This window comes from Mycobacterium venezuelense, from assembly GCF_054919535.1.
In genome coordinates, this window is sequence record NZ_JBONDW010000001.1 from 449250 (window position 1) to 471216 (window position 21967).

Genomic DNA, 21967 nt, shown 5'->3' on the forward strand with positions numbered 1-21967 from the left:
CCGCACCCCGCAGCCGGTGACGAGAATGGAACTAGGTCTTCGGGGTTTGCGCTTGGCGCGTCGCATACGTCTCTCTGTGCTGGGGGTCAACTGGCGTCACAGTGTTAGACGAATACGAAGTCTGAGAAGTTCCCGTGAGAACGCGGCACGGTGGCGTCAGTAGTCCAGGTTGGCGTCGCCGCGCCGCACGATCGCCGACCACAGGGCCAGGCCCGTCGCGAATCCCAGCGCAATCGACATCATCGATACCAGCATCACGATGATCGCGTTGCTGCCCTGGCCGCCTGCGAGCTCGGCGATACCGACGAGCCCCACCGAGCTTGGCACCAACAGCCAGAACCCCGGCGCCAGGATGACCTGCGCGGCCGGCGTCATCGGGAGCCGGCCGAGTGCCAGCGCACACAGCATCAGCACCAGGCCGCCCCCGAATCCGCTTGTGTAGCCGCCGAATGCCGCAGCGGTGGCAAGCTGGGCGCCATAGGTGATGAAAAGAACCAGCACAAGCCATTTCGCGAATCCGCGCGGCGGTCCGAGGTGAAGCACGATGCCGACCGCATATACCGCGACGCCCAGCCAAGGGGCCCACGGCCCCAAGGTGTTCACCGATGCATCGGTCAGCTCCGGCGAGGAGAGGCCGAGCAGTTGGATGGCGATCACGATGCCGAGGGCCAGCTGAGCCAGCCGGAGGAACCCCGCCATCAGGCGCGCTGATCCCGACACCATGTCCCCGGTGGACGATTCGATCACCGACAACGTGATCGCAACGCCGGGAAGGAACAGCGTCAGCGGCGGGATCAGCACGCGAAGGCTGTCGTGCCCCATGTGAAGCAATCGACCGAGGGTGAACGCGACGTAGGTGACCAGGAACGCGCTGAGCACCGGCAGCAATTGCCGAATGCCCGAGTTGTGACGGGTCGCGTACTCCAGAAGACCGACGAGCAGCCCGAAGCCGCTTGCCGCCACCAGTGCGACCAACGTCGGCTGCAGCATCAGCGCGTATGCCGCACTTTGCACGGCATAACCCACGACACTCACCCATGCCGGGAACCGGCGCGACAGCGCATGGATGCGGTCGAGTTCTGCCCAGCCCTGTTGGGGCGTGACCTGCCCCGACGTGGCGCGGCGGATGAGTTCACCCAGCGGGAACGTCTGGTCGTAGCGCAATGGACCCTCACTGCGCAGGACCGTGGTCTGGTCACGATCCCCGGCTTGGATGAAGTTCGGCAGGACGAGCAGCGGGCAGTCGATTCGGTACTGGCGCGCGATCGTGTCCAGCGTGCGCCGGACGATGGGAACCGGATAGTCAGCGCCGAGCATCGCCGACCCGAGCCTGGCGATGAAGCGGACGCCCGCCGAGCGCTCGTCGAGCGGTTCGGCCATCTCCGGCTTCACCGGCTGCCGCCTTCCGGTGCCCCCGTCGCGCCTCGCATCAGGATCAGCACGCCGACGATCGCGGCCACCGGGACCGCGGTCAGGATCCAGCCCATGGTGTGGATCGCGCCGAGCATGCCCGCGGTGGCCCCTTCGACGACTTCCTTCGCCCGTTCGGGGTCAAGCACGTTGCTGCCTGCCGACGAACCGGCACCGCCGTGGGCCACCCGCAACGCCTCACGCGCCTCATCGTCGGTGACCCCTGCGCCGGCGAGCCGGTCCCGGCTGGAGTGAACGAACAGCGTGGCGCCGAGCAACGCGAACACCGCCGGACCGAGCGAGTAGGCCGCTTGCCCGACAGCACTTTTCACTGCCGTCACCGCACCGCTCAATTCGACGGGTGCCGTTCTCAGCATGACGGTGGCCTCGATGGTTTCGGTGACCGCGGCGCCGACCGCGTTGAGGCCGACAACCGCGAACAGGATCCACATCGGGCCGTCCTCGCCGAGCACCGTGAGGACCAACAACGCACCGAGCAGCAGAAGAAGCCCTCCGACGAGCGCCGCGCGTTCACCGAGCCGTGCCGCCGCACGCCCGGCGGCCGCCGCGGCGAACGCCGACAAGAGCGCGGCGGGAGCCATGAGCAATCCCAACAGGGTGGGCGACTCGCCGCGGATCGTGACCAGATAGAACGCACACAGAATCGTCGAGCCACCGGAAAGGAAGTTGAAGGCGACCCCGGCGAACACCGCGGCGTTGAACGGGCCGGACCGGAAGATCCGCAGATCCAGGACGGGGTCGGGAGTGCGTAACTCGTAGACGACGAATGCGGCCCCCGCCATCATTCCGACGAGTATCGGGACGACTGCCGCGGCATGCACTCCGGTCTGCAGTCGTGACAGGCCGTACACCATGGCCAGCAGGGCGGTGGCGATCAGTAGCAGACCAGGCACATCGAGCCGACGGGCATTGCGCGGGGTTTCCGGCACGTACCGCAGCACCAGCGCCAAGGCGATGAGCGCCACCGCGGGTGCGACGAGAAACGATGAGCGCCAACCGACATGCTGCGCAAGCAGACTTCCGAGGGCGGGCATCGGCACCGCGGCGACGAAGCCGGCACCCAGGTGAAGTGAGATGGCACTGGCCCGCCGATCTGGCGGGAAAACCACATTGACGATCGCCAGCGACAAACCCAACAGGAGCGCGAACGCGACACCTTCAGCAGCACGGCACACGATCAGCACGGGCGCGTTGGGCGCCGCGGCGGCAAGGACGCCGAAGACCACCGTCCCGAGCAGGCCGAGCGTGTACATCCGCTTCATCCCGAATTTGTCACCGAGGGCGCCCGCTCCCAGGACCGCTGCGGCGAGCGTGAGCGTCGCGATGCTGGCGACGAAGCTTGCGGTGCCCGCAGTCAGGTTCAGCCCTGCCCGCACCGAGGATATGTTCGCCGACAGGATCACCGGATCGGCCGCCGTGATGCTGGAGGCCAAGCCGGTCGCGAGAATCGTCATGGTTGCGGCCGTACCGGACACCCAGTTGGGGCGATCGGTGATCTCGATGTTGGCCATCGCGGCTAAATCCTGCCAGCCCAGCTCCCGCGCTCGTCATGTTTTGCGGGACGTGTCCCCGCGGGATTTGCCAACCCGGCCCGCCGAGCGTGCGTGCGGCGAACGATGGGCCCATGGACACGCCGAGGGGTCGTTCCACGCAACCGGGCTGACGACGAACCTCGCGCCGACGCTGGCTCAGCTCGCCGAACTGCACCCGACAACTCTGGCGATCATGCACGGTGCGTCCTACCACGGCGACGGCTCGGCACAGCTACGCGCACTTGCCGACGGTTACGCGGGGATGCTCGGCGCGTCATAACCCGTCGCGCACCCACCCGTGCGTAGCCTTGATTCGATGAAAGGGCAGCTGGTACTGGGATGCCTACTGGCGGCGAGCGCGGTGCTCGCCGGCTGCCAGTCCGACATCGAGGGCTCGCCCGTCACCAGCCCGCAGTCCCCCACCGAGCCGAGCTTCCCGACGGCGCGGCCGACCCGGTCCAGCCCAGCCCCGCCGCCGAGTTCCACGGTGGCAGCGCCGCCGAGCGCCGTACCGCCCGCCGGGGCCACCCCGCTCGAGCCGCAGGACGGCTACGTCTTCATCGAGACCAAATCGGGCAAGACCCGCTGCCAGCTGTCCACCCAGGACATCGGCTGCGAGTCGGATTTCAGCAACGCACCCGACATCGACGGGCTACCGGCGAACGGTGTGGAACTCAGCGCCGACGGCAAGATGCGTTGGGTACTCGGCAATCTCGGTGCGATCCCGGCGGTCACGCTGGACTACCGGACCTACAGCGCGCTCGGCTGGACGATCGAGGCCAGCAGCGACGGCACCCGGTTCACCAACGACGCCAGCGGGCACGGGATGGTTGTGGCGGTGGAGGGCGTGAAGAGCTTTTAGACTCGGGACGCATGAGTATCGCGCAGCGCGAACGTGCCGCACTCGTCGAGTCCATGCGGGCCGCAGGCCCCGACGCCCCCACGCTGTGCGAGGGCTGGAACGCCCGCGATCTGGCTGCCCACCTGGTGGTCCGGGAACGGCGATTGGATGCCGCCCCCGGGATCCTCGTGCCCAAGCTCGCCGGATACACCGCCAAGGTTCAGCAGCAGGTGACCGATTCCACCGACTGGGCCACGCTCGTGGACCAGATCGCGTCTGGCCCTCCGCTGTTCTCACCGTTCAAAGTGCTCGATCCGTTGGTGAACGTCGCCGAGATGTTCATCCACAACGAGGACGTGCGTCGCGCTCAACCCGATTGGGAGCCGAGGGTTCTCGACGACGCCACGGTGAACGCGCTGTCGCGTCAGGTCGCCACGATGGCCCGCATGTCGATGGCGAAATCACCGGCGCGGGTCAGTCTGCGAACGCCCGAAGGCAAAACCCTCGCCACCGTGGGCAGCGGCCCCGCGGTGACCGTGACGGGCGCGCCAGGGGAACTGCTGATGTTCGCGGCCGGACGCGAGCAGGCGCAGGTGACGTTCAGCGGTGGCGATGACGCCGTCGCAGCCCTCCGCTCTGCGCACCGGGGGCTGTAGCTCTTAGGGTGGGTTACGTGGATTTCCGTGTCTTCGTCGAACCCCAGCAAGGTGCTACCTACTCCGATCAGCTCGCCGTGGCCCGAGCCGCCGAGGCGCTCGGCTACTCGGCGTTCTTCAGGTCGGACCACTACCTGGCGATGAGCGGTGACGGCCTGCCCGGTCCCACCGATTCCTGGGTCACGCTGGCCGGGATCGCCCGCGAGACGTCGACCATCCGGCTCGGCACCATGGTCACCTCCGCGACCTTCCGCTATCCAGGACCGTTGGCCATCTCGGTGGCCCAGGTCGACGAAATGAGCGGTGGCCGTGTCGAATTGGGTTTGGGTGCGGGCTGGTTCGAAGCGGAACACCAGGCGTACGCCATCCCGTTCCCTCCGCTGGGCGAACGGTTCGACCGGCTGACCGAGCAACTGCGCATCCTGACCGGGATGTGGAACACGCCCGTCGGCGAGACGTTCGACTTCTCGGGCACGCACTACTCCGTGGTCGATTCCCCCGCACTGCCCAAGCCCACGCAGACGCCGTTGCCGATCATCATCGGCGGGCAGGGAGCCAAGCGCACCCCGGCGCTGGCCGCCGAGTTCGCCGCTGAATTCAACATTCCGTTCGTGCCGCTCGACGCCATCAAGACGCAGTTCGAGCGGGTCGCCGCCGCGGTGGCAGGCGCAGGCCGCTCCCCCGACTCGATGACGTACTCGGCGGCGTTCGTGGTGTGCGCGGGACGCGACGACGCCGAGATCGCCAAACGCGCGGCCGCCATCAACCGTGATGTCGACGAGCTGCGCAGCAATTCGCCGTTTGTCGGGACGCCCGCGGAGATCGTCGACAAGCTGGCGCCGTTCACCGAGGCCGGCGTGCAGCGGGTCTACCTGCAGCTGTTGGACATGACCGATCTCGACCATCTCGACCTCGTCGCGAGCGAGGTCGTCCGCCAGCTGAGCTGACCCGAGCCGGGCCGATCGCCCGGCGTTAGTATCGGTGCCCGTGACCGGTGACCAGAATGACCCTGGGCAAACAACCGAGCCGCCCTGGCATCATTCGACACCGGCGGTGCTCGGGGCCAGCGTGGCCGCACTGACCGTGATCGCGCTGCTCGTTTGGGGTGTCATCGCGTTGACGAGCAGTGCCGACAAGCCACAGGACGCGCCGATCGAGTTCGTCGACCCGACGTTCGCGTCCACGTCATCGAGGACCTCGGCGACCACGACGACGCCGACGATCACCAGCACGAGCCCGCCCGTCACCACCGAGTTCGGGCTGCCGACCGATGTGTCCGGGACGACGGGCACCTCGCCGTCGGATACGTCGGGGTCCTCGACTCCGGAGTCGTCAGGCCCGTCGGTGCCGCCGCGTACGCGGTCGGAGACTGACGACGCTGACGAGTCGCCGACGAGCCGCAGCCGCCCACGCACCAACGTGACACGCACGTTGTATCCCGTGCCAGGAAACTGACGCCGCCTACGATCTGCGCGTGTCGAACTACTACTCCGACGACGAGCCCACCCAGTACGCGCAGAGCTACGGCGATTACGAGGGATACCCGCCGCCTGCCGAACCGCCCGCTCCCGAGCCGGTGCCGTGGTACCGCAAACCGGCTGCGTTGATCGGGTTCGGCGCGCTCGGCGCCGTGATCGCAGCGCTGGTCATCTATGCCCTTGTGCAGCTGTTTTCCTCGGATACGCCATCGACGACGACTACGACGTCGACCACGCCGACCACCACGTCGGCCCAGCCGCCGGTCGCTCCGCCGCCGACGCAGACCGTGACCGAGACGGCTCCGCAAACGACAACGACGACCGAGCCGACCACGACCACAACGACCACGACGGCGCCGACGACCACGACAACGACCACCACCACGACGACTACGACGACCACCACGACAACGGCGACCACCGATACGACGACGCCCGAGGAGGGCGCATAAGGGTTGGCCAGTGGCCAGTTATGTCACGTGAACCTGTGCTCGGCGTGACATAAGTGGCCACTCAGGGCGATGGCGGAGTGGACGTCGCCGTTGGCTCCGGCGTGGGCTCCGGCGTGGGCTCGGGGGCAGGCGGTTGTGTCGGCTCCGGTTCAGGCTCCGGCGCCTGAGTGGGCTCGGGCGCTTGCGTGGGTTCCGGCGCCTGAGTGGGTTCCGGCGCTTGCGTGGGTTCCGGAGCAGGTGTCGACGTCGGCGGCACGAAGGTCGGGATCGGCAGCTGCGGTATGGGCAACTGCGGCACCGGTAACTGGGGCACCGGGAACTGAGGGACGGGCGCGGGCGGCGGCGCGGCCGGTCGTGGGGCGGGGCGGGGCGCTGCTTGCGGCGCCGGACGCGGCGCGACGCGAGGAGCAGGTGCGGCCTGCCCGCTCTGGACCAACCGGGGTGCGGCGGCCGGGCGGGGAGCCGCCTGCGCGGGTGCGGAACCAGCCGGATCTCGCACCACCACGGTCCGCGTCGGCGGGGCGGGCATCGACTGCGCGAGCGGTGACTCCGCGGGCACGGTCTGCGGCGCCAACGATGCGGTGCTCGCGGCAGCGGCGTCCATCCGGTCGGCCCGCGCGGACAGGAGCCAGCCAACCGTGCCGACCAGCGCCAAGAATGTCGCGGCGTAGAGCACCACACCGCCGCGCCGGAACCACGGCGCACCGCATTCCGGGGCGGGTTCGGGCGCCGTCGTCTCGGCGAACACGAACGCGGGCCGGGCCGCCTCTTCGGACACTGCTTCCGGCACGAAGGCGGCGATCTCGGGCACATCGTCGACCGCCGACCAGGCCAGCACCGACGCCGCCACGGTTCCGGTCGACGATGCGGGCGCCACCGCGGCTTGGCGTGTCGCCGTCTCGTCCTGACCACGGCGCGCGAGCAGACCCGCCCCAACCGCGCCGATCACCTGCGCTTGCGGAACCGTGGTCACCGGCATCTGGAGCGCTTCGGAAAGTCGTTGGGTCACAAACGGTATCCGCGCTCCCCCGCCGACGGTGACCAGGGCCGCCAACTGGGCCGGGTGCACACCGTTGCGCCGCAGCACGTCCAGCAGCGCATCGATCACGCGGTCGAGCGGCTCGGCCACCACGACCTGCAGCTCGGCGCGGGTCAGCCTGATCGTCCGGCCGGGCTCGGGCCCGATCAGACCGGTCGCGCTTTGATAGCTCAAGCGCTCCTTGGCAATTCGGCATTGCTCACGCAGCCTGGCCAACGTCGCGACGGCCGCGGTACCCGACGGTTCGGCGTCCAAATCGGCGAGCACCTGACGGAGGATCTCCTGGTCGATCAGATCGCCCGAGAAGTCGTCGAACCGCACGGTCTGTCCGATGGTGGCGAATCCCGCGTCGGCGTCGGCCAACGTCAGGCTGGTTCCGGTGGCACCGAAGTCCAACAAGGCGACGACACCGCGGGCAGGCAGGCCCGGGTGCGCCTGGATCGCCGTCAGCGCCGCAACGGAATCGGGCACCACGCGCACGCCGGGTAGCGCGGCGCGCACCGCGTCGAGCGCCGCCTGGCGCCAATGGGTGGGCACCGCCAACACCGAGGTATCGGGCCGGCGGACCGGGCTCGCGGCACGGGTCATCGCCTCGACGGCCTCGGCCAGCAGATCCACCCCGCGGTGCGCCGAACCGTCCGACGCCACGAGCGGCACCGGATCACCGACCCGCTCCACGAAGTCGGTGATCACCAGGCCGGGTTCGGTGAGCTGCGGGTTTTCGCCCGGCACACCGACCTCGGGCCTGCGATGCCCGAACAGCGTGAGGACCGTGCGCCGCAGAATCGGCGCTTGGTCGGTGATCGCCACCAGGTTGGTCGTCCCAACAGACAACCCCAAGCAATCACGCATACCTATATGTCGGCGCTCGGCCCCGATTCGTTAATAGCGCGCCGAGTATTCAGCAACCAACGCCTCGGCGCTGCGGACCGCGGCCCGGCACGCACGGGTGGTGAAGGGGTCATTGAGCGGGTGCTCGGCGCGCCTGCGCCAGCGCTGCGCGGCGGCGAACGCGGCCCGCGGCCCGTCGTAGGGCGTATCGGGCTGCAGCCCCAGCCGGCTCGCGGCGTCGGTGCCCGACCCGCCGATGATGCGCCGCAGCGAGGCCATCTCGTCCTCGTTCAGGGTCGTCGGCCGCGACCGCAGCTGGCTCAGCAGCCGCAGTTCCTCGAACGCGTGGGTGTCGGCCAGCAGCGGATCGATGTCGGCGAGGATGTACGGCGTCGCATAGATCGGGTTGTGCTGCACGAACTGCCGCAGCGACAGCAGCGCGGTGTGCGCTTTGAGCAACTCCGACCGCTGCGCGAACTGTTGATCGATCACGTCGCGCAGCGCGATCAGGCCGCTGCGGTCCAGGAGTTCGTCGGCCAGTGCCACCGAGTCCGAGACTCCCGCACGCAGCACCGCGATCGAGATCCTGATGCCGAACATGCCGAACCGGTCCAGCAGCGCGGCGCGGGTCGACGCGTCCACCGGCAGCGAGCTGTCCTCCCGCACGAAGCGGTCCACCGAGAGCATGGCCTTGGCGAGTTCGCCCGCGTCGACCCCGGCGAGTTTCTCCAACGCGACGAACTCGCTCTGCCGCAACGTGCGCGCGGTCAGCGCGAGCAACCCGGACACCGGTACGACGGCTTGGCAGATCCCGGTCTTGTCCATCTCCGCGGTGAACCGCTTGGCGACGTCTTTGGCCGACATCATCGCGTCGATGCGGCCGGCACCGATCTCGTCGGCCCGCGACGCCACCCCGATCACGCCGAGCGCCCCGGCCGAGCCGCCGACGAGCTCGCCGATCTGCTTGAGCAACGCGATGTCAGCGGCATTGAGGGTGCGCAGCAGGAACACCACCGCATCGACGCGAGGCACGCCGTCCTCGGGCACCAGCAGCCGGTGCGTGCGTTCGGACACGTCGCGCGACAACGATGACGTGCCGGGGGTGTCGATGATCGTGGTGTCGATTAGCTCGGCGGCGGGCCATTCGACGTCCAGGTCGACCACGTCGACCGGGTCGAGGCCGGCGAAGCTGAACGTGAGGCCGCGATCGTGCGGATCGCGCGCAATTGGGACATTGGAGCGCCGGCCGCCACGATGGTTGGCCGTCACCTTCGGCGTCGGGCCGTGGCGAAACCACGTCACGATGCGCGTCGCCTCGGTCGCGTCGGTCGGTGCGATGTCCTCCCCGACGAGCGCGTTGACCAGCGTGGACTTGCCGGCTTTGAGTGTGCCTGCCAGTGCGATGCGGATCGGCTGGTTGAGCCTGCGGCCGATGCGGTCGAGTTCGTTGTGCACGTCGGGGCGATTGCGGTATGCCGGGTCGCCCCGGTACGCCTTGATGGTGCCGCCGAGAATCGCGCGCACCTGATCGCCCGTGCTCACGCTGCGGAGTCCAACCCTTTCGACCGGCGGTTAACTCCTCGAGCTTAGTTGCGGTTGGTTCGCCAGGTTCTGCGCGTGGTCGACGACCTGTTTGAGGATGTTCTGCTGGCGTTCCAATTCCTTGACCCGAGCGTTGCGCTCGTTCTCCTCGACCTTGGCCGCGGCCAGCGTGGCCTGCAGTGATTCGTTGAGCGAACGCGTCGTCTGGTTGGCGATCTCGCGGTAGTGGTCGCGGAGCTGACGCTGAATGCCCTTCAGCCGGTCCCGCGATTCCTTGCCGACGACGAATGCGACGTCGTCGACGAACTTGCGCACATTGGTCTTGGCCTCGTTGCGCACCCGCAGCATGCGGTTCTCCATGTCTTCCTTGTAAGCCTTACGGCCCAGCACGAGGCCCGCGCCAAGCGACAGCGGGTTAAACATGCCAAGACCCGCGAACGACGTGAGCATGCCGAACATCAGCACGCCGCCATACGATCCGCGCATGCCGGTGACGACCTTGTGGCCGGCTTTGATCGGCTTGGCCTCCAGGCGCGCCAGCGATTTGAACTCGCCGAACCCGGCGCCCATGTCGCGCGCGTCGATCTGCGGCATCTGCACCGCGTCCAGGCCCGCCTCGGTGAAGGTCCTTGCGACCTCGGCGGCCAGCGCTTCGGCTCGCTGGTAGGCCCAGACGAAGTTGTCACCGACCGCGGTGGCGACCGCATCCTCCAGTTCGGCTCCGATCTCGGCCCAGTGCAGCGTGGGATCGCAGCTGTCGATCACCTTTTCGGTGTGGGCTGAGATGTTGCGGAACCGGTGGCGAAGGTCGTGGTCGACGTCGGCCGTCAGGTCGGCGATACCGTCGCTGAGCACCTGCTGCCATAACGCGGTGTGCTGCAAGGCATCCTGGGCCTCCTGCTTGCGGCGCTCCAGATCGGCGGTGAGGCGCTCGCGGGCGCCGGGGTCGGTGAACGAGGACAGTTCTGAGTTCACCGCAAGCAATAAATGCTCGGCCGCCGAGTGGATTTCGGCCACCACATGGTCGCGGATGCGATCGCCTTCCCGCGACAGCACTCGGTCGGAGAGGAACTTGACGATCGCCGGGAAGTTCGATTCCTCGTTGAGTTCCTTGTCGTTGAGCTGGATGGCGTGGCTGCGCAAGGCCGACGACACGGGGGTGATCGGGACGTCGAGACCGGCCCGCTGCAGGTGCGCGGTGTTGGCGTCGACGATCTGGCGCCAGTACGGGTAGAGGTCCGTCTTTGTCGCGACAATGGTTGCGAGCGGGCAGATTTCGAGGGCTTGACGGATGAACGTCATCTCCGGCTCGGTGAACTCCTGGCTGGTGTCGCTGACCATGAGCATGGCGTCGGCGTCGGGCAGCAGGCCCAATGTCGCCGACAGATGCGGCTGGCCGTGCCCGCCCACGCCGGGGGTGTCGACGAACGCGAGCCCGCCCTTGAGCAGCGGGCTGGGGGCGGTCACCTCGACGCGCAGCACCTCACGCCCGCCTGCCTGCGGGGCACGGCGCAGGTCGTTGGTGACCTCGGACGGCGGTATCTCGATCAGCTCGGGCTCGGCGCCGTCCGGCCGGGCCACCACGAGCCGCGCCGATGCCTGCTCGCCGTAGGACACGACCGTCGCCAGCACGGTGCTCTCGTCGTCTCCGACCCTGGCCACCGGAATGTTGAGCAACGAGTTGAGCAGCTGGCTCTTGCCCTGCTTGAGCTGGCCGGCGATCACCACACGGATCTGCGGGTCGTTGATGCGGACCTTCGCCACCCGCAGCCGCTCGACAAGGTCGTTGCGGTCCTTCGCGGCCGCGATCTTGCTGGCGTGGTCGATCAGCTCGACGATCACCTTTACTTTGCGAGGGTCGTTGGGTTGCGTCATGGGTTTCCCTCCTGCCGGGCTCAACGGTAGGCGCGCGAACGGGGCGGGGACCACCCGCGTATGCGATGGTCCCCGCCCGTTGCGTTATGCGGTTGTGCGGATCAGAACGCGTCGAATCCGGTGTTGTTGTTGGAGGCGATGTCGGTGTCGGTGTCGTAGCTGTTGCCCGACGCGAGAGCCGTGTTGGTCTCGTTGCCCGATGCGAACGCCGTCTCGTTGCCCGAAGCGATGTCGTTGCCCGAGGCGAACGCGGTGTCGTTGCCCGATCCGATGTTCGACTCGTAGGACGACGAGTTGTCCTCCCAGCTGGTGGACGTGTTGGTCTCGACCGCGGTGTTCACCGAGTTGTCCTGGGTGTTGTCGCTGCCGTAGTCGCCATCGACCGAGGTCTGGTTGCCACCCACCGCGTTGGTGTCGTTGTCGGCGATGATGATCGAGCCGGCGTTGCCGCCGTCGCCACCGGACGCGTTGCCGCTGCCGATGCCGATCAGGCTGTCGCCGCCGCTGGCGCCGCCACCGTGGCCACCGCTCATGTCGACGTCGCTGATGACCGGGCCCTCGTTGTCGGAGATCAGGTCGCCGCCCGCGGTCTGCGAGTTGTCCTCGACCTCGTTGTCCTTGCCCACCACGACGTTGGATCCGGATCCGGCGAGGATGTCACCGTTGTTCATGGTGTTGCCGTCACCGAGCACCGCGCCGTCACCGCTGACGATGTCACCGTCGTTGTCCCCGTCGACCACCACGCCGCCGTTGGTGGCCGTGTTGGTGGTCTTGTCGCCGAGGGTGATGTCGCCGAAGCCCAGGTTGAACGCGCCCTGCTGAGCGTTGGCGCCGGCGTCCTGGTTGGGGCTCATGATCGGAACATCGTTGTGGCTCGCGAAGTCGGTGTTGTTGTGGCTGGCCACATCCGGGGCGAACTGCGTCTGCGGCGAGAACGGCGAGGCGATCGGCGCCGCGAACTGTGCCGGGATGTTGTGGTGGTCGGCGACCGCGCGCTGCAGACCCAGCACCGGGTTGCCACCGCCGAGCAGGACACCGGCCGGAGCGGCGGTCGCCGCGACGGCATGCAGCTGCGCCGCCGTGACGTTCGGCAGGCCGGCGTCACGCAGGCTCCCGTCCGGGTCGGCGATGAACGACGCGGCAGAGGCCGGGCTGCGGAACAGGTCGAGGATGAAGTCGATCAGAGAGATTGCCATTGCTCCAACCCTTTCGGTTGTTGTTGGGAAGTCATTTTCGAAGTCCCCCGCCGGGCTCTCCGGCGATCTGGAGACAACGTTATGGACTCGCGAACCCCCCGGAAACGGGGCCGGTTCCCCTCCCCACCCGGGGCCCGCCCGGGGTGGCCACAACCACCCCGATAGGGGGTTAGGGGGTCCATAGGGGGTCTGGATTCATGCAGGTTAAAAGCACAAAGCGCACGACCATACGGTCGTGCGCTGTGCGGCGTGCGGACGTGATCAGTCGAAGATGTCGAAACCGCCCACCCCGTCGGTGTGGTGCTGGTCGTCGACGACGGGCTGTGCCCAATCGTCTGCGATCACCGGATCCGTGGTGACCGCATCGTCGAGGACCGGCTCGCTGAACTGCAGAGATGCTTCATCGAATGGGTCGGAGACGACACCCGCGTCGGCCAGGGCGTCCAGTCCGGACGCCACGGACTCGGTGGGTTGCTCGATAACCTGGCTCGCCACTTCATGCCCGCTGTCGACCGGCACATGATCGCCGAACGCGTCGAACGCGGCGGTGGCGGCGCCACTTGCCCAGACATTGCCCGCCGACTCCGTCCCGAAGGCGTCGAGCCCGCCGGTCGGTGCCGCCATCGACAGCGATTCAGACACCACCGGAATCAGGTTGTTGACGTCTGCACTGGTCACATCGGTCAGATGTGCGTCGGCGATGGCTTGGGCCGGATCGGCCGCGTAGCGGGCGGCTGCGTCGGGATCACGCACCAGCGACATGACAAAGTCGAGCAACGTGTTTGCCATGGCACACCTCCTTCCCGGTCGTCATCGGGCCCATGTCGGCCACGGCTCGATGCTATCCAGCAGGACCCCCGCCGGGATCGGTGCCGAACCCACCCCTGTTGGCGCTTCATTAGGGGACCCACCATTAGGGGATCGACGCCACTAGGGGAACAATCACGGGCTGTGGGGGATCGAGCCGCTATGGTGAGGGACGGCCCAGACAACAGGAGTGACGCCTGATGACCGACTCACTGGGGTTGTCGATCGGGGTGACCAACCTGGTGGCAGCCCGCGAAGGCCGCACACCGGTGGTTCGCCGATCGATCCTTACCCTTTTCAACGATCGCGCACCCGAAGTCGGTGAGTTCAGCGGCGACGGTTTGGCCCTGACCGGATTCGTCGAGCGCATTGGCGATCCGGTGCCGATCGTCGCCGCGGACGGATCCCATCACCGTGGCGAGCTGGTGTTGGCCGAGGCGCTCGACGTGATGGCCCGGGCGGCCGGCGGTGGCGCGCCCGTCACGATCGCGGTGCCCGCCTACTGGGGGCCCGGCACCGTCGGGGCGCTACGGGGCGCGTTGCGGGGTAAGCCGGCCCTCGCGCCGGACGGTGCGCCACCCGCACTTGTGCCCGATGCCCTTGCCGCGCTCGCGGCGTTGCGCGCAAATCCCGGACTGCCCGCCGAAGGCGTGGTGGTGCTGTGCGATTTCGGCGGCAGCGGCACGAGCGTGACGCTGGCCGACGCGGGCGCCGATTTCGCACCCGTCGGCCAAACCGTGCGCTACCAAGACTTCTCGGGCGATCAAATCGACCAGGCACTGCTCAACCATGTCCTCAGCGGCATCGCGGCGGCCAACGACGCCGACCCCGCGGGCACCGCCGCCGTGGGTTCACTCGCTCGCCTGCGCGCCGAGTGCCGCCAGGCCAAGGAAAAACTGTCGGCAGAAACCGCAGCGGTGATTTCCGCAGACCTGCCGGGGTTCAACTCCGATGTCAGGGTGACCCGCCCAGAGCTCGAGCAGCTCATCGCCGAGCCGCTGGCCGCGTTCGTCAGCAACGTCGAAGACACGCTGCAGCGCAACAACATTGCGTTGTCGAGCGTGGCGGCCGTTGCGACCGTCGGTGGCGGCGCCGCGATCCCCCTTGTGACACAACAGCTGTCGCAACGGTTGCGCGCGCCGGTGGTCACCACACCCCAGCCGCAGCTCGTCGTCGCGGCCGGGGCGGCCTTGGTCGCCGAACATGTCGCCGAGGCCGGTGCACCGACCGGCATGGCTCCCGAGGTCGCCGCGGCCGACGCTCCGACCGGACTCGGTCCCACCGCCGCATGGGCGGCAGGAGCAGCGGGCGTTGCCGGCGCGGCGGGTGCCGCGGCTGCCGCCGACGGCCCCGAGTCGGCGACCTTCCGGGCGCTGGCGTGGTCGCAGGACGACGCTCCGCCGAACGAGCCCGTGCCCTACGCCGGCGGTGATTACAGCTATGAGACGGAGCCCGGGGCCACCGCCGCGCGCCCGCCCGTGGAGTTCAGCCACGAGGAGGAGATGTACGACGCCGAACCGGCGCCGCTCCCGTGGTACAAACGCCCGCCGATCCTCTTCGGTGCGGCCGCGGCGGCCGTGCTACTCGCCGGGGGCGGTCTAGCCGTGACGCTGACGGGCACCTCTGGGGATTCGACCCCGGTCACCGAGACCAGCACGACGTACTCGATGGGCCCATCGCCGGAAGGCCCGCCGCCCGAGCCGATCACCACCGTCACCGTGGGCCCCGACGGACAGGCGACGAGCACCGTCGTCGTGCCACCGCCGCCTCCGCCGACGACCACGACGACGGCTCCGACCACGACGAGCCCAACCACCACGACTACTACGACCACGACGACAACCACCACGACGCCGACGACGACAACCACCCGCACCACCACGACGCAACCGACCACCACACCGCCCACGACAACGCAACCGCCGACCACGACACAGGCACCGACCACGACGACCGTCGAAATTCCTGACGTCCCAGTCGAGGATGGCGCCTAGGCCGACATGTCGAACCCGGCGCCGGAACGCCTCACGGATCTGCCGCCGGCCGTCCGCGAAGCCGCCGGCCGACTGCTCGACGCGCCGACCGAACCGGCGAAGTTGTTGGTGTCCGGAGGAATCGGGACGGGCAAGAGCACCGCGCTCGCAGCCATCCGCTCTGCGCTGCGCGATGCCGGGCGCACCGTCCTCACCCGGCCGGTACGCACCGCTGACGCGCCCGATGCCGCGTTCGTCGTCGACGATGCGCACCTGCTCGACGATGTTGAAATCGACTGTCTCACCGAGCAAGTCGCCGTTCCGGAAACAACAGTGGTGGTGGCGACCGAACCGCTCGCACACCGGCCGGCGCTACGAGCGCTCCTGACCGCGTTGGAACGGGAGAACCCGGTGGTGGCGTTGGGCGCGTTGCCCGCCGCCGAGGTGAACCGGATGGTCACGGCAACGCTCGGGGCGCAGGCACCGCCCGAGACGGTGCAATCGGTACTGAACGCGACCGCGGGCCTGCCGTTTCTGGTCCGGGCCGCGGCAGGCACGGCCGAAAGCCCGGAGGCGGCCGCCCGGTTCGCGTTGATCGAACGACTGCGCCGAGTTGACGAGCAGACCCGCGACACCCTGCTGATCACGTCGCTGAGCCTGGAACTGGGGCCCGATGACGTCGCCGCGGCCCTGCGACTCAACAGCGCTGAGGCGCTGGCGCTGGTGGACCGGGCCCGTGCCGGCGGACTTGTCGAGCCTTCGCACGACCGCAGGTTCCTGCGGTCGGTCCACGAGTGCATCGCCCAGATCGCCGGGGCCGCAAGGCATCACGAGATCGAGATGGCGCTGTTGGGTTCGCAGCTCGAGTTGTCCACGCTGTCGGCCGAACTTGCGGTGCGCATGGCCGAGCATGGGCTGCGCGACGATCGCCTTGCGCAGCTGCTCTCCGGTTTCGCGGCCCAGGCGCAGGGCCAACCGGCCCGTGCCGCGCGCCTGTACCGGGCCGCGGTGCAAGCCGGGTCGACCGCGCAGACCACGCCATTGGCCGATGCGCTCGCGCTGGCCGGCGATTGCGGCACCGCCGGGCGCATGGCCGATGAACTTCTCAGTTCCGACGATCCGGCAGAGCGCGCCGCCGCGGTCCGCATCGCGGCCAGTATCGCGGTGCACGACGGCAGTGCGGCACAGGCCGCCGATCTGTTCCGGTGGCTTGGGCCGTTCCCCGATGCCGCGATCAGTTCGGCCGGGGCGATCGTGCAGCTCGCGGTCGGCGATGCCGTTGCCGCGCGAACCGCACTCAGTGCCGAACTCGAAGGGCCGCCGACGTCGACCGCGCGGGCCGCCCGGAATCTGGCCGACGGACTGCTGATGTCCCTCGACCAGCCGTTCGCGGTGACCGTCGCACGGCTGGGGCAGGCCGTCACAACGGAGCACCAAACCTCGGGCGTCGCACCCGACACCCCGGCTGCGCTCGTCACCCTCGCGGCGTTGCACGGCGGCGATCCGGTTCGGGCCCGCAGCGTGATCGGCCGGGCCGTGCGCGCCGGTGAGGACGGTGCGGCGGCGTTCACCGCATCGCGGCACCGGCTCCTGCTCGGCTGGGTCAAAATGCAGGACGGCCAGTTGGCCGCGGCCGGCGCCGACGTGGCCGCCGTCGAGGCAGGTCCGGCACTGCACCGCCGCGACGCATTGTGGGCGGCCGCGCTACGCACGGCGATTGCCCGGCGCAGCGGGGACAGCGGTGCCGTGCAGAAGCACTGGTACGCCGCCATGGAGGTGCTTGCCGAATACTCGATCGACCTCTATTCACTGCTCCCGCTCGGCGAGCTGTGGGTGGCCGGCGCCCGGATGCGCCAGATCGATCGGCTGCAGCACACCCTGACCGAGGCGTTCGGTCTGTTGGATGCGTTGGGCAAGCCGGTCTTGTGGTCGGTGCCGTTGCACTGGGCCGGCGTGCATGCCGGGATCTTGACGAATTCTCCCGCGGCGGTCGCGCCGCACGGCCAGGCATTGACGGCGGCGGCCGGCCAGAGTGCGTTCGCCCGGGCATTGGCCAACGCCGGGCGGATCTGGTTGCGAGTGCTGGCCAACCATGTCGATATCGACGAGGTCACCGCCGCGGCGCGCGGGCTCGCACAGTTCGGCTTGACCTGGGACGGGACGCGGCTCGCGAGCCAGGCTGCGCTGCAGACCCCGGCCGCGCGGGTGTCGCAGGCGATGCTGCAGCTCGCGCGCGACCTCAAGCAGGCCAGCGCGGTCGACGAGGCACCGGTTCCGGCGGCCGCCGGCGCGCAGACCACTCACGCCCCCAGCGCCCCGGCCCGGCTGTCCGATCGGGAGCGCGAGGTCGCCGAGCTGTTACTGCTGGGCATGCCCTACCGCGATATCGGCAGTCAGTTGTTCATCTCGGCGAAGACCGTCGAGCATCACGTCGCGCGGATCCGCCGACGGTTGGGCGCGGAATCGCGTTCCGAGATGCTGTCGATGCTGCGCGCGATGCTGGCGCCGAAGTCCTAGCGACTGTTTGCCAGCGCCGTCCCGGGCGGCCGTTGGCCGTCGTCGGCGAGGTGAGAGCTATCCCACAGTGACCTCCAAGTTAGGTAAGCCTCGGTAGCGGGAGGAAACTCTCAAATGTCACTATGAGCTGAAGGAAGCTAAGTTACCGACGGGTAACCATGCTTAAGTTACCGACCGGTAACACGCGAAATGGAGGCGTTTCGGTGGAGAGTCTCGAACACACGCTCGTTCTGTCGCGGCTGATTCTCGGTGTGCTCGCCACGCTCGTCGTGCTGGTGTTCGCCGCCAAGCGCATCCTGTGGCTCACCAAGCTGATCAACTCCGGGCAAACGGTCGGCGACGAGCGCGGACGCAAGGACCACCTCGTCCAGCGCTTCTTGAACCAGAACAAGGAAGTCTTCGCTCAGTCGAAGCTCCTCAAATGGTCGATCCCCGGCATCGCGCACTTCTTCACCATGTGGGGCTTCTTCGTCCTCGCGACGGTGTACCTCGAGGCGTACGGCGTGCTGTTCGACCCCGAGTTCCACATCCCGCTGGTCGGCCGCTGGCCGGTGCTGGGCTTCCTGCAGGACTTCTTCGCTGTCGCCGTGCTCGCGGGCATCATCGTGTTCTCGATCATCCGTATCCGCAAAAACCCTGAACAGCTCGGTCGCGAGTCCAGGTTCTACGGTTCGCACACCGGTGGCGCCTGGCTGATCCTGTTCATGATCTTCCTGGTCATCGCGACCTACGCGGTGTTCCGCGGCGCGGCCGTCAACGTGCTGGGTGAGGACTTCCCGTACCAGTCCGGCGCGTTCTTCTCCGACGGCATGGCCGCACTGCTGGCGCCGCTCGGACACACCGCCAACGTGTGGCTGGAGACCATCGCGCTGCTGGCCCACCTCGGCGTCATGCTGGCCTTCCTGCTGATCGTGCTGCACTCCAAGCACCTGCACATCGGCCTGGCCCCGATCAACGTCACCTTCAAGCGCCTGCCCGACGGCCTCGGCCCGCTGCTGCCGATGGAGCACAAGGGCGAGAAGATCGACTTCGAAGATCCCGCCGAGGACGCGGTGTTCGGCCGCGGCAAGATCGAGGACTTCACCTGGAAGGGCTACCTCGACTTCACGACATGTACCGAATGTGGCCGCTGCCAGTCGCAGTGCCCGGCGTGGAACACCGGCAAGCCGCTGTCGCCCAAGCTCGTGATCATGAACCTGCGCGACCACATGTTCGCCAAGGCGCCCTACATCCTCGGTGAGAAGCCGTCGCCGCTGGAGAGCACGCCCGAGGGCGGGCTCGGCGAAAAGGTGGGCGGCGAGAAGCACGACGAAGAGCACGCACACGCCCACGTTCCCGAGTCCGGCTTCGAACGCATCATGGGCTCGGGTCCCGAGCAGGCGCTGCGCCCGCTCGTCGGCACCCTGGAGCAGGGCGGCGTCATCGATCCCGACGTCCTGTGGTCCTGCACCAACTGCGGCGCGTGCGTCGAGCAGTGCCCCGTCGACATCGAGCACATCGACCACATCGTCGACATGCGCCGCTACCAGGTCATGGTCGAATCGGAGTTCCCCGGTGAGCTCGGCGTGCTGTTCAAGAACCTGGAAACCAAGGGCAACCCGTGGGGCCAGAACGCCAAGGACCGCACCAACTGGATCGACGAGGTCGACTTCGACGTCCCGGTCTACGGCGAGGACGTGGATTCGTTCGACGGCTTCGAGTACCTGTTCTGGGTTGGCTGCGCCGGCGCCTACGAGGACCGGGCCAAGAAGACCACCAAGGCTGTCGCCGAACTCCTCGCGTCCGCCGATGTGAAGTTCCTGGTGCTCGGCACCGGCGAGACCTGCACGGGCGATTCGGCCCGACGGTCGGGTAACGAGTTCCTGTTCCAGCAGCTCGCCGCGCAGAACGTCGAGACCATCAATGAGCTGTTCGAAGGTGTCGAGACGGTCGACCGCAAGATCGTGGTGACCTGCCCGCACTGCTTCAACACGATCGGCCGCGAGTACCCGCAGCTCGGCGCCAACTACACCGTGGTGCACCACACGCAGCTGCTCAACCGGCTGGTGCGGGACAAGAAGCTGGTGCCGGTCAAGTCCGTCAGTGAGCAGAACGGCGCTCCGGTCACCTACCACGACCCGTGCTTCCTCGGCCGGCACAACAAGGTCTACGAGGCACCGCGTGAGCTGGTCGAGGCTTCCGGCGTGACGCTCAAGGAAATGCCTCGCCACGCCGACCGCGGCCTGTGCTGCGGCGCGGGCGGCGCGCGGATGTGGATGGAAGAGCACATCGGCAAGCGCGTCAACGTCGAGCGCACCGAAGAGGCGATGGACACCGCCTCGACCATCGCGACCGGCTGCCCGTTCTGCCGCGTGATGATCACCGACGGTGTCGACGACGTCGCCGCGGCCCGCAACGTCGAGAAGGCCGAAGTGCTCGACGTGGCCCAGCTGCTGCTGAACTCACTCGACAAGAGCACCATCACGCTGCCCGAAAAGGGTACGGCGGCAAAGGAATCCGAGAAGCGAGCCGAGGCCCGCGCCGAAGCCGAGGCGAACGCAGAGGCCGCCGCGGCTGCTGCGGCACCCGTGGTCGAGGAAGAAGCCGCACCGCAAGAGGCACCGGCGGCCGCCGCCGCGCAAGCCGGATCTGCGGCTTCCGCCGCGGAAGCCAAGCCGGTCAAGGGCCTGGGCATGGCGGGCGCCGCCAAGCGCCCCGGCGCCAAGAAGGCGGCGCCGGCCGCCGAGGCATCGGCCGCACCGGCCGCGGCCCCGGTCAAGGGCCTTGGCATGGCCGGCGGCGCCAAGCGCCCCGGTGCGAAGAAGACCGCAGCCGCACCCGCGGCCGAAGCTCCTGCGACCGAGGCTCCCGCCGCACCGGTGGCCCCGGTCAAGGGTCTTGGCATCGCGGGTGGGGCCAAGCGCCCAGGCGCGAAGAAGGCCGCTCCTGCCGCATCGGCCGCGCCAGCAGCGGAGGCACCGGCCGAGGCACCCGCAGCAGAAGCACCGGCGGCTCCCGCGGCCCCGGTCAAGGGTCTGGGCTTGGCGGCTGGCGCACGTCGCCCGGGCGCCAAGAAGACCGCCGCTGCGGCCGCGCCCGCAGCACCCGCAGCCGAGGCACCTGCCGAGACGCCCGCCGCAGAGGCACCGGCCGAACCCGCCAAGCCCGAACCTCCCGTGGTCGGTCTTGGCATCGCAACCGGTGCCCGCCGCCCCGGCGCCAAAAAGGCCAAGCCGGCGGCTCCTGCCGCACCGGCCGCGCAGGCACCCGCTGCCGAACCCGCGCCGACCGCTGAGCAGGCGCCGGAACCGGAAGCCGAACCGGCCAAGCCCGAGCCGCCCGTGGTGGGGCTGGGCATCAAACCGGGGGCGAAGCGTCCCGGCAAGCGCTGAAACCACCGCACCGCATGCAATCGGGCGGCCACTTCCGGATCGGAGGTGGCCGCCCGATTGCATGCCGGGCCGACGCTTTAGCCGCCGCCGTAGGGCGGAGCCTTCACGGCGGGCTTGGCCATCGCGGGAGCGAGCGTGCCGGTGTAGGTGACCGTGGTGGTCTCACCGATCGTCATCGCACTGCCGGAAGCCACCATGGGCGGGCCGGCTTGTGCGCCACCGACCGCCGCGGCGATGACCCCCATCGCGACGACGGCGCTGCCGCCGAAAATCGCCGCGAGTGTGTTGATGCGAAGTCCTGCGAATTTCGCCATGTGCAAATACCAATCTGTTTCTCGGGTCGATGCCCTTCGATCCCCTGGCCTGGGGAAATCGTCGGCCATCTGCTGACTGGCAGCCATCGTCGCGTACCGTCGAACAGACCGG

Annotated in this window: 17 protein-coding genes; 8 read left to right on the forward strand and 9 right to left on the reverse strand. The window is 68.5% G+C overall.

What is annotated here, in order from left to right; all coding sequences use genetic code 11:
• Positions 1-156: 156 nt before the first annotated feature.
• Both ACRCUN_RS02265 and ACRCUN_RS02270 read right to left on the reverse strand, forming a co-directional pair.
• Positions 157-1392 (reverse strand): threonine/serine exporter family protein, encoded by a 1236-nt coding sequence (locus ACRCUN_RS02265; protein ID WP_462140021.1) that lies wholly within the window; start codon positions 1390-1392, stop codon positions 157-159.
• On the reverse strand, positions 1389-2942 hold the full coding sequence (locus tag ACRCUN_RS02270; RefSeq protein ID WP_462140022.1) for an MFS transporter: 1554 nt from the start codon (positions 2940-2942) through the stop codon (positions 1389-1391). Before ACRCUN_RS02270 ends, ACRCUN_RS02265 begins: the two co-directional genes overlap by 4 nt.
• A gap of 52 nt (positions 2943-2994) precedes the next feature.
• On the opposite strand from ACRCUN_RS02270, the gene ACRCUN_RS02275 reads away from it, so the two are divergent.
• Genes ACRCUN_RS02275 through ACRCUN_RS02290 form a run of 4 tightly spaced genes read left to right on the forward strand, consistent with a single transcriptional unit; the run spans position 2995 to position 5407 of the window.
• A complete protein-coding gene (locus tag ACRCUN_RS02275) occupies positions 2995-3243 on the forward strand; it encodes a hypothetical protein (protein ID WP_462140023.1) in 249 nt (82 codons plus the stop codon).
• A 36-nt stretch (positions 3244-3279) separates the two neighbouring features.
• Positions 3280-3825: a hypothetical protein gene (locus ACRCUN_RS02280; RefSeq protein ID WP_462140024.1), complete on the forward strand. Its 546-nt coding sequence runs from the start codon at positions 3280-3282 to the stop codon at positions 3823-3825.
• Positions 3826-3836: 11 nt separating this feature from the next.
• Positions 3837-4460 (forward strand): TIGR03085 family metal-binding protein, encoded by a 624-nt coding sequence (locus ACRCUN_RS02285; RefSeq protein ID WP_462140025.1) that lies wholly within the window; start codon positions 3837-3839, stop codon positions 4458-4460.
• A 17-nt stretch (positions 4461-4477) separates the two neighbouring features.
• Entirely contained in the window at positions 4478-5407 is a 930-nt protein-coding gene (locus ACRCUN_RS02290) for an LLM class F420-dependent oxidoreductase (RefSeq protein ID WP_462140026.1), read from the forward strand.
• Positions 5408-5497: 90 nt separating this feature from the next.
• On the opposite strand, the gene ACRCUN_RS02295 is transcribed toward ACRCUN_RS02290, so the two are convergent.
• Positions 5498-5890 (reverse strand): hypothetical protein, encoded by a 393-nt coding sequence (locus ACRCUN_RS02295; protein WP_462140027.1) that lies wholly within the window; start codon positions 5888-5890, stop codon positions 5498-5500.
• Between the two features lie 44 nt (positions 5891-5934).
• On the opposite strand from ACRCUN_RS02295, the gene ACRCUN_RS02300 reads away from it, so the two are divergent.
• The gene (locus tag ACRCUN_RS02300) at positions 5935-6390 is read left to right on the forward strand and encodes a hypothetical protein (RefSeq protein ID WP_462140028.1); all 456 of its coding nucleotides are present in this window, start codon (positions 5935-5937) and stop codon (positions 6388-6390) included.
• Between the two features lie 61 nt (positions 6391-6451).
• Here ACRCUN_RS02300 and ACRCUN_RS02305 read toward each other — a convergent pair whose 3' ends face one another.
• From ACRCUN_RS02305 to ACRCUN_RS02325, 5 genes are all read right to left on the reverse strand, one after another.
• A complete protein-coding gene (locus tag ACRCUN_RS02305; RefSeq protein ID WP_462140029.1) occupies positions 6452-8269 on the reverse strand; it encodes an Hsp70 family protein in 1818 nt (605 codons plus the stop codon).
• A 42-nt stretch (positions 8270-8311) separates the two neighbouring features.
• Complete coding sequence (locus tag ACRCUN_RS02310; protein ID WP_462140030.1) at positions 8312-9802, reverse strand: dynamin family protein; 1491 nt, start codon at positions 9800-9802, stop codon at positions 8312-8314.
• A gap of 30 nt (positions 9803-9832) precedes the next feature.
• Positions 9833-11677: an isoniazid-induced dynamin-like GTPase IniA gene (gene iniA, locus ACRCUN_RS02315; RefSeq protein WP_462140031.1), complete on the reverse strand. Its 1845-nt coding sequence runs from the start codon at positions 11675-11677 to the stop codon at positions 9833-9835.
• A gap of 101 nt (positions 11678-11778) precedes the next feature.
• The gene (locus tag ACRCUN_RS02320; RefSeq protein WP_462140032.1) at positions 11779-12873 is read right to left on the reverse strand and encodes an IniB N-terminal domain-containing protein; all 1095 of its coding nucleotides are present in this window, start codon (positions 12871-12873) and stop codon (positions 11779-11781) included.
• Positions 12874-13134: 261 nt separating this feature from the next.
• Positions 13135-13662 (reverse strand): Rv0340 family IniB-related protein, encoded by a 528-nt coding sequence (locus tag ACRCUN_RS02325; RefSeq protein WP_462140033.1) that lies wholly within the window; start codon positions 13660-13662, stop codon positions 13135-13137.
• Positions 13663-13880: 218 nt separating this feature from the next.
• Between ACRCUN_RS02325 and ACRCUN_RS02330 the strand changes: the two genes are divergently transcribed.
• The 3 genes from ACRCUN_RS02330 (at position 13881) to ACRCUN_RS02340 (ending at position 21541) form a co-directional block, all read left to right on the forward strand.
• Positions 13881-15674 carry an Hsp70 family protein gene (locus tag ACRCUN_RS02330; RefSeq protein ID WP_462140034.1) on the forward strand — a complete coding sequence of 598 codons (1794 nt, stop codon included), beginning with the start codon at positions 13881-13883 and terminating at the stop codon, positions 15672-15674.
• Positions 15675-15680: 6 nt separating this feature from the next.
• Positions 15681-18170 carry an isoniazid response ATPase/transcriptional regulator IniR gene (gene iniR, locus ACRCUN_RS02335; RefSeq protein ID WP_462140035.1) on the forward strand — a complete coding sequence of 830 codons (2490 nt, stop codon included), beginning with the start codon at positions 15681-15683 and terminating at the stop codon, positions 18168-18170.
• 203 nt (positions 18171-18373) lie between these two features.
• Positions 18374-21541 carry a heterodisulfide reductase-related iron-sulfur binding cluster gene (locus tag ACRCUN_RS02340; RefSeq protein WP_462140036.1) on the forward strand — a complete coding sequence of 1056 codons (3168 nt, stop codon included), beginning with the start codon at positions 18374-18376 and terminating at the stop codon, positions 21539-21541.
• A 77-nt stretch (positions 21542-21618) separates the two neighbouring features.
• On the opposite strand, the gene ACRCUN_RS02345 is transcribed toward ACRCUN_RS02340, so the two are convergent.
• On the reverse strand, positions 21619-21855 hold the full coding sequence (locus ACRCUN_RS02345; RefSeq protein WP_462140037.1) for a hypothetical protein: 237 nt from the start codon (positions 21853-21855) through the stop codon (positions 21619-21621).
• Between the last annotated feature and the right edge of the window lie 112 nt (positions 21856-21967).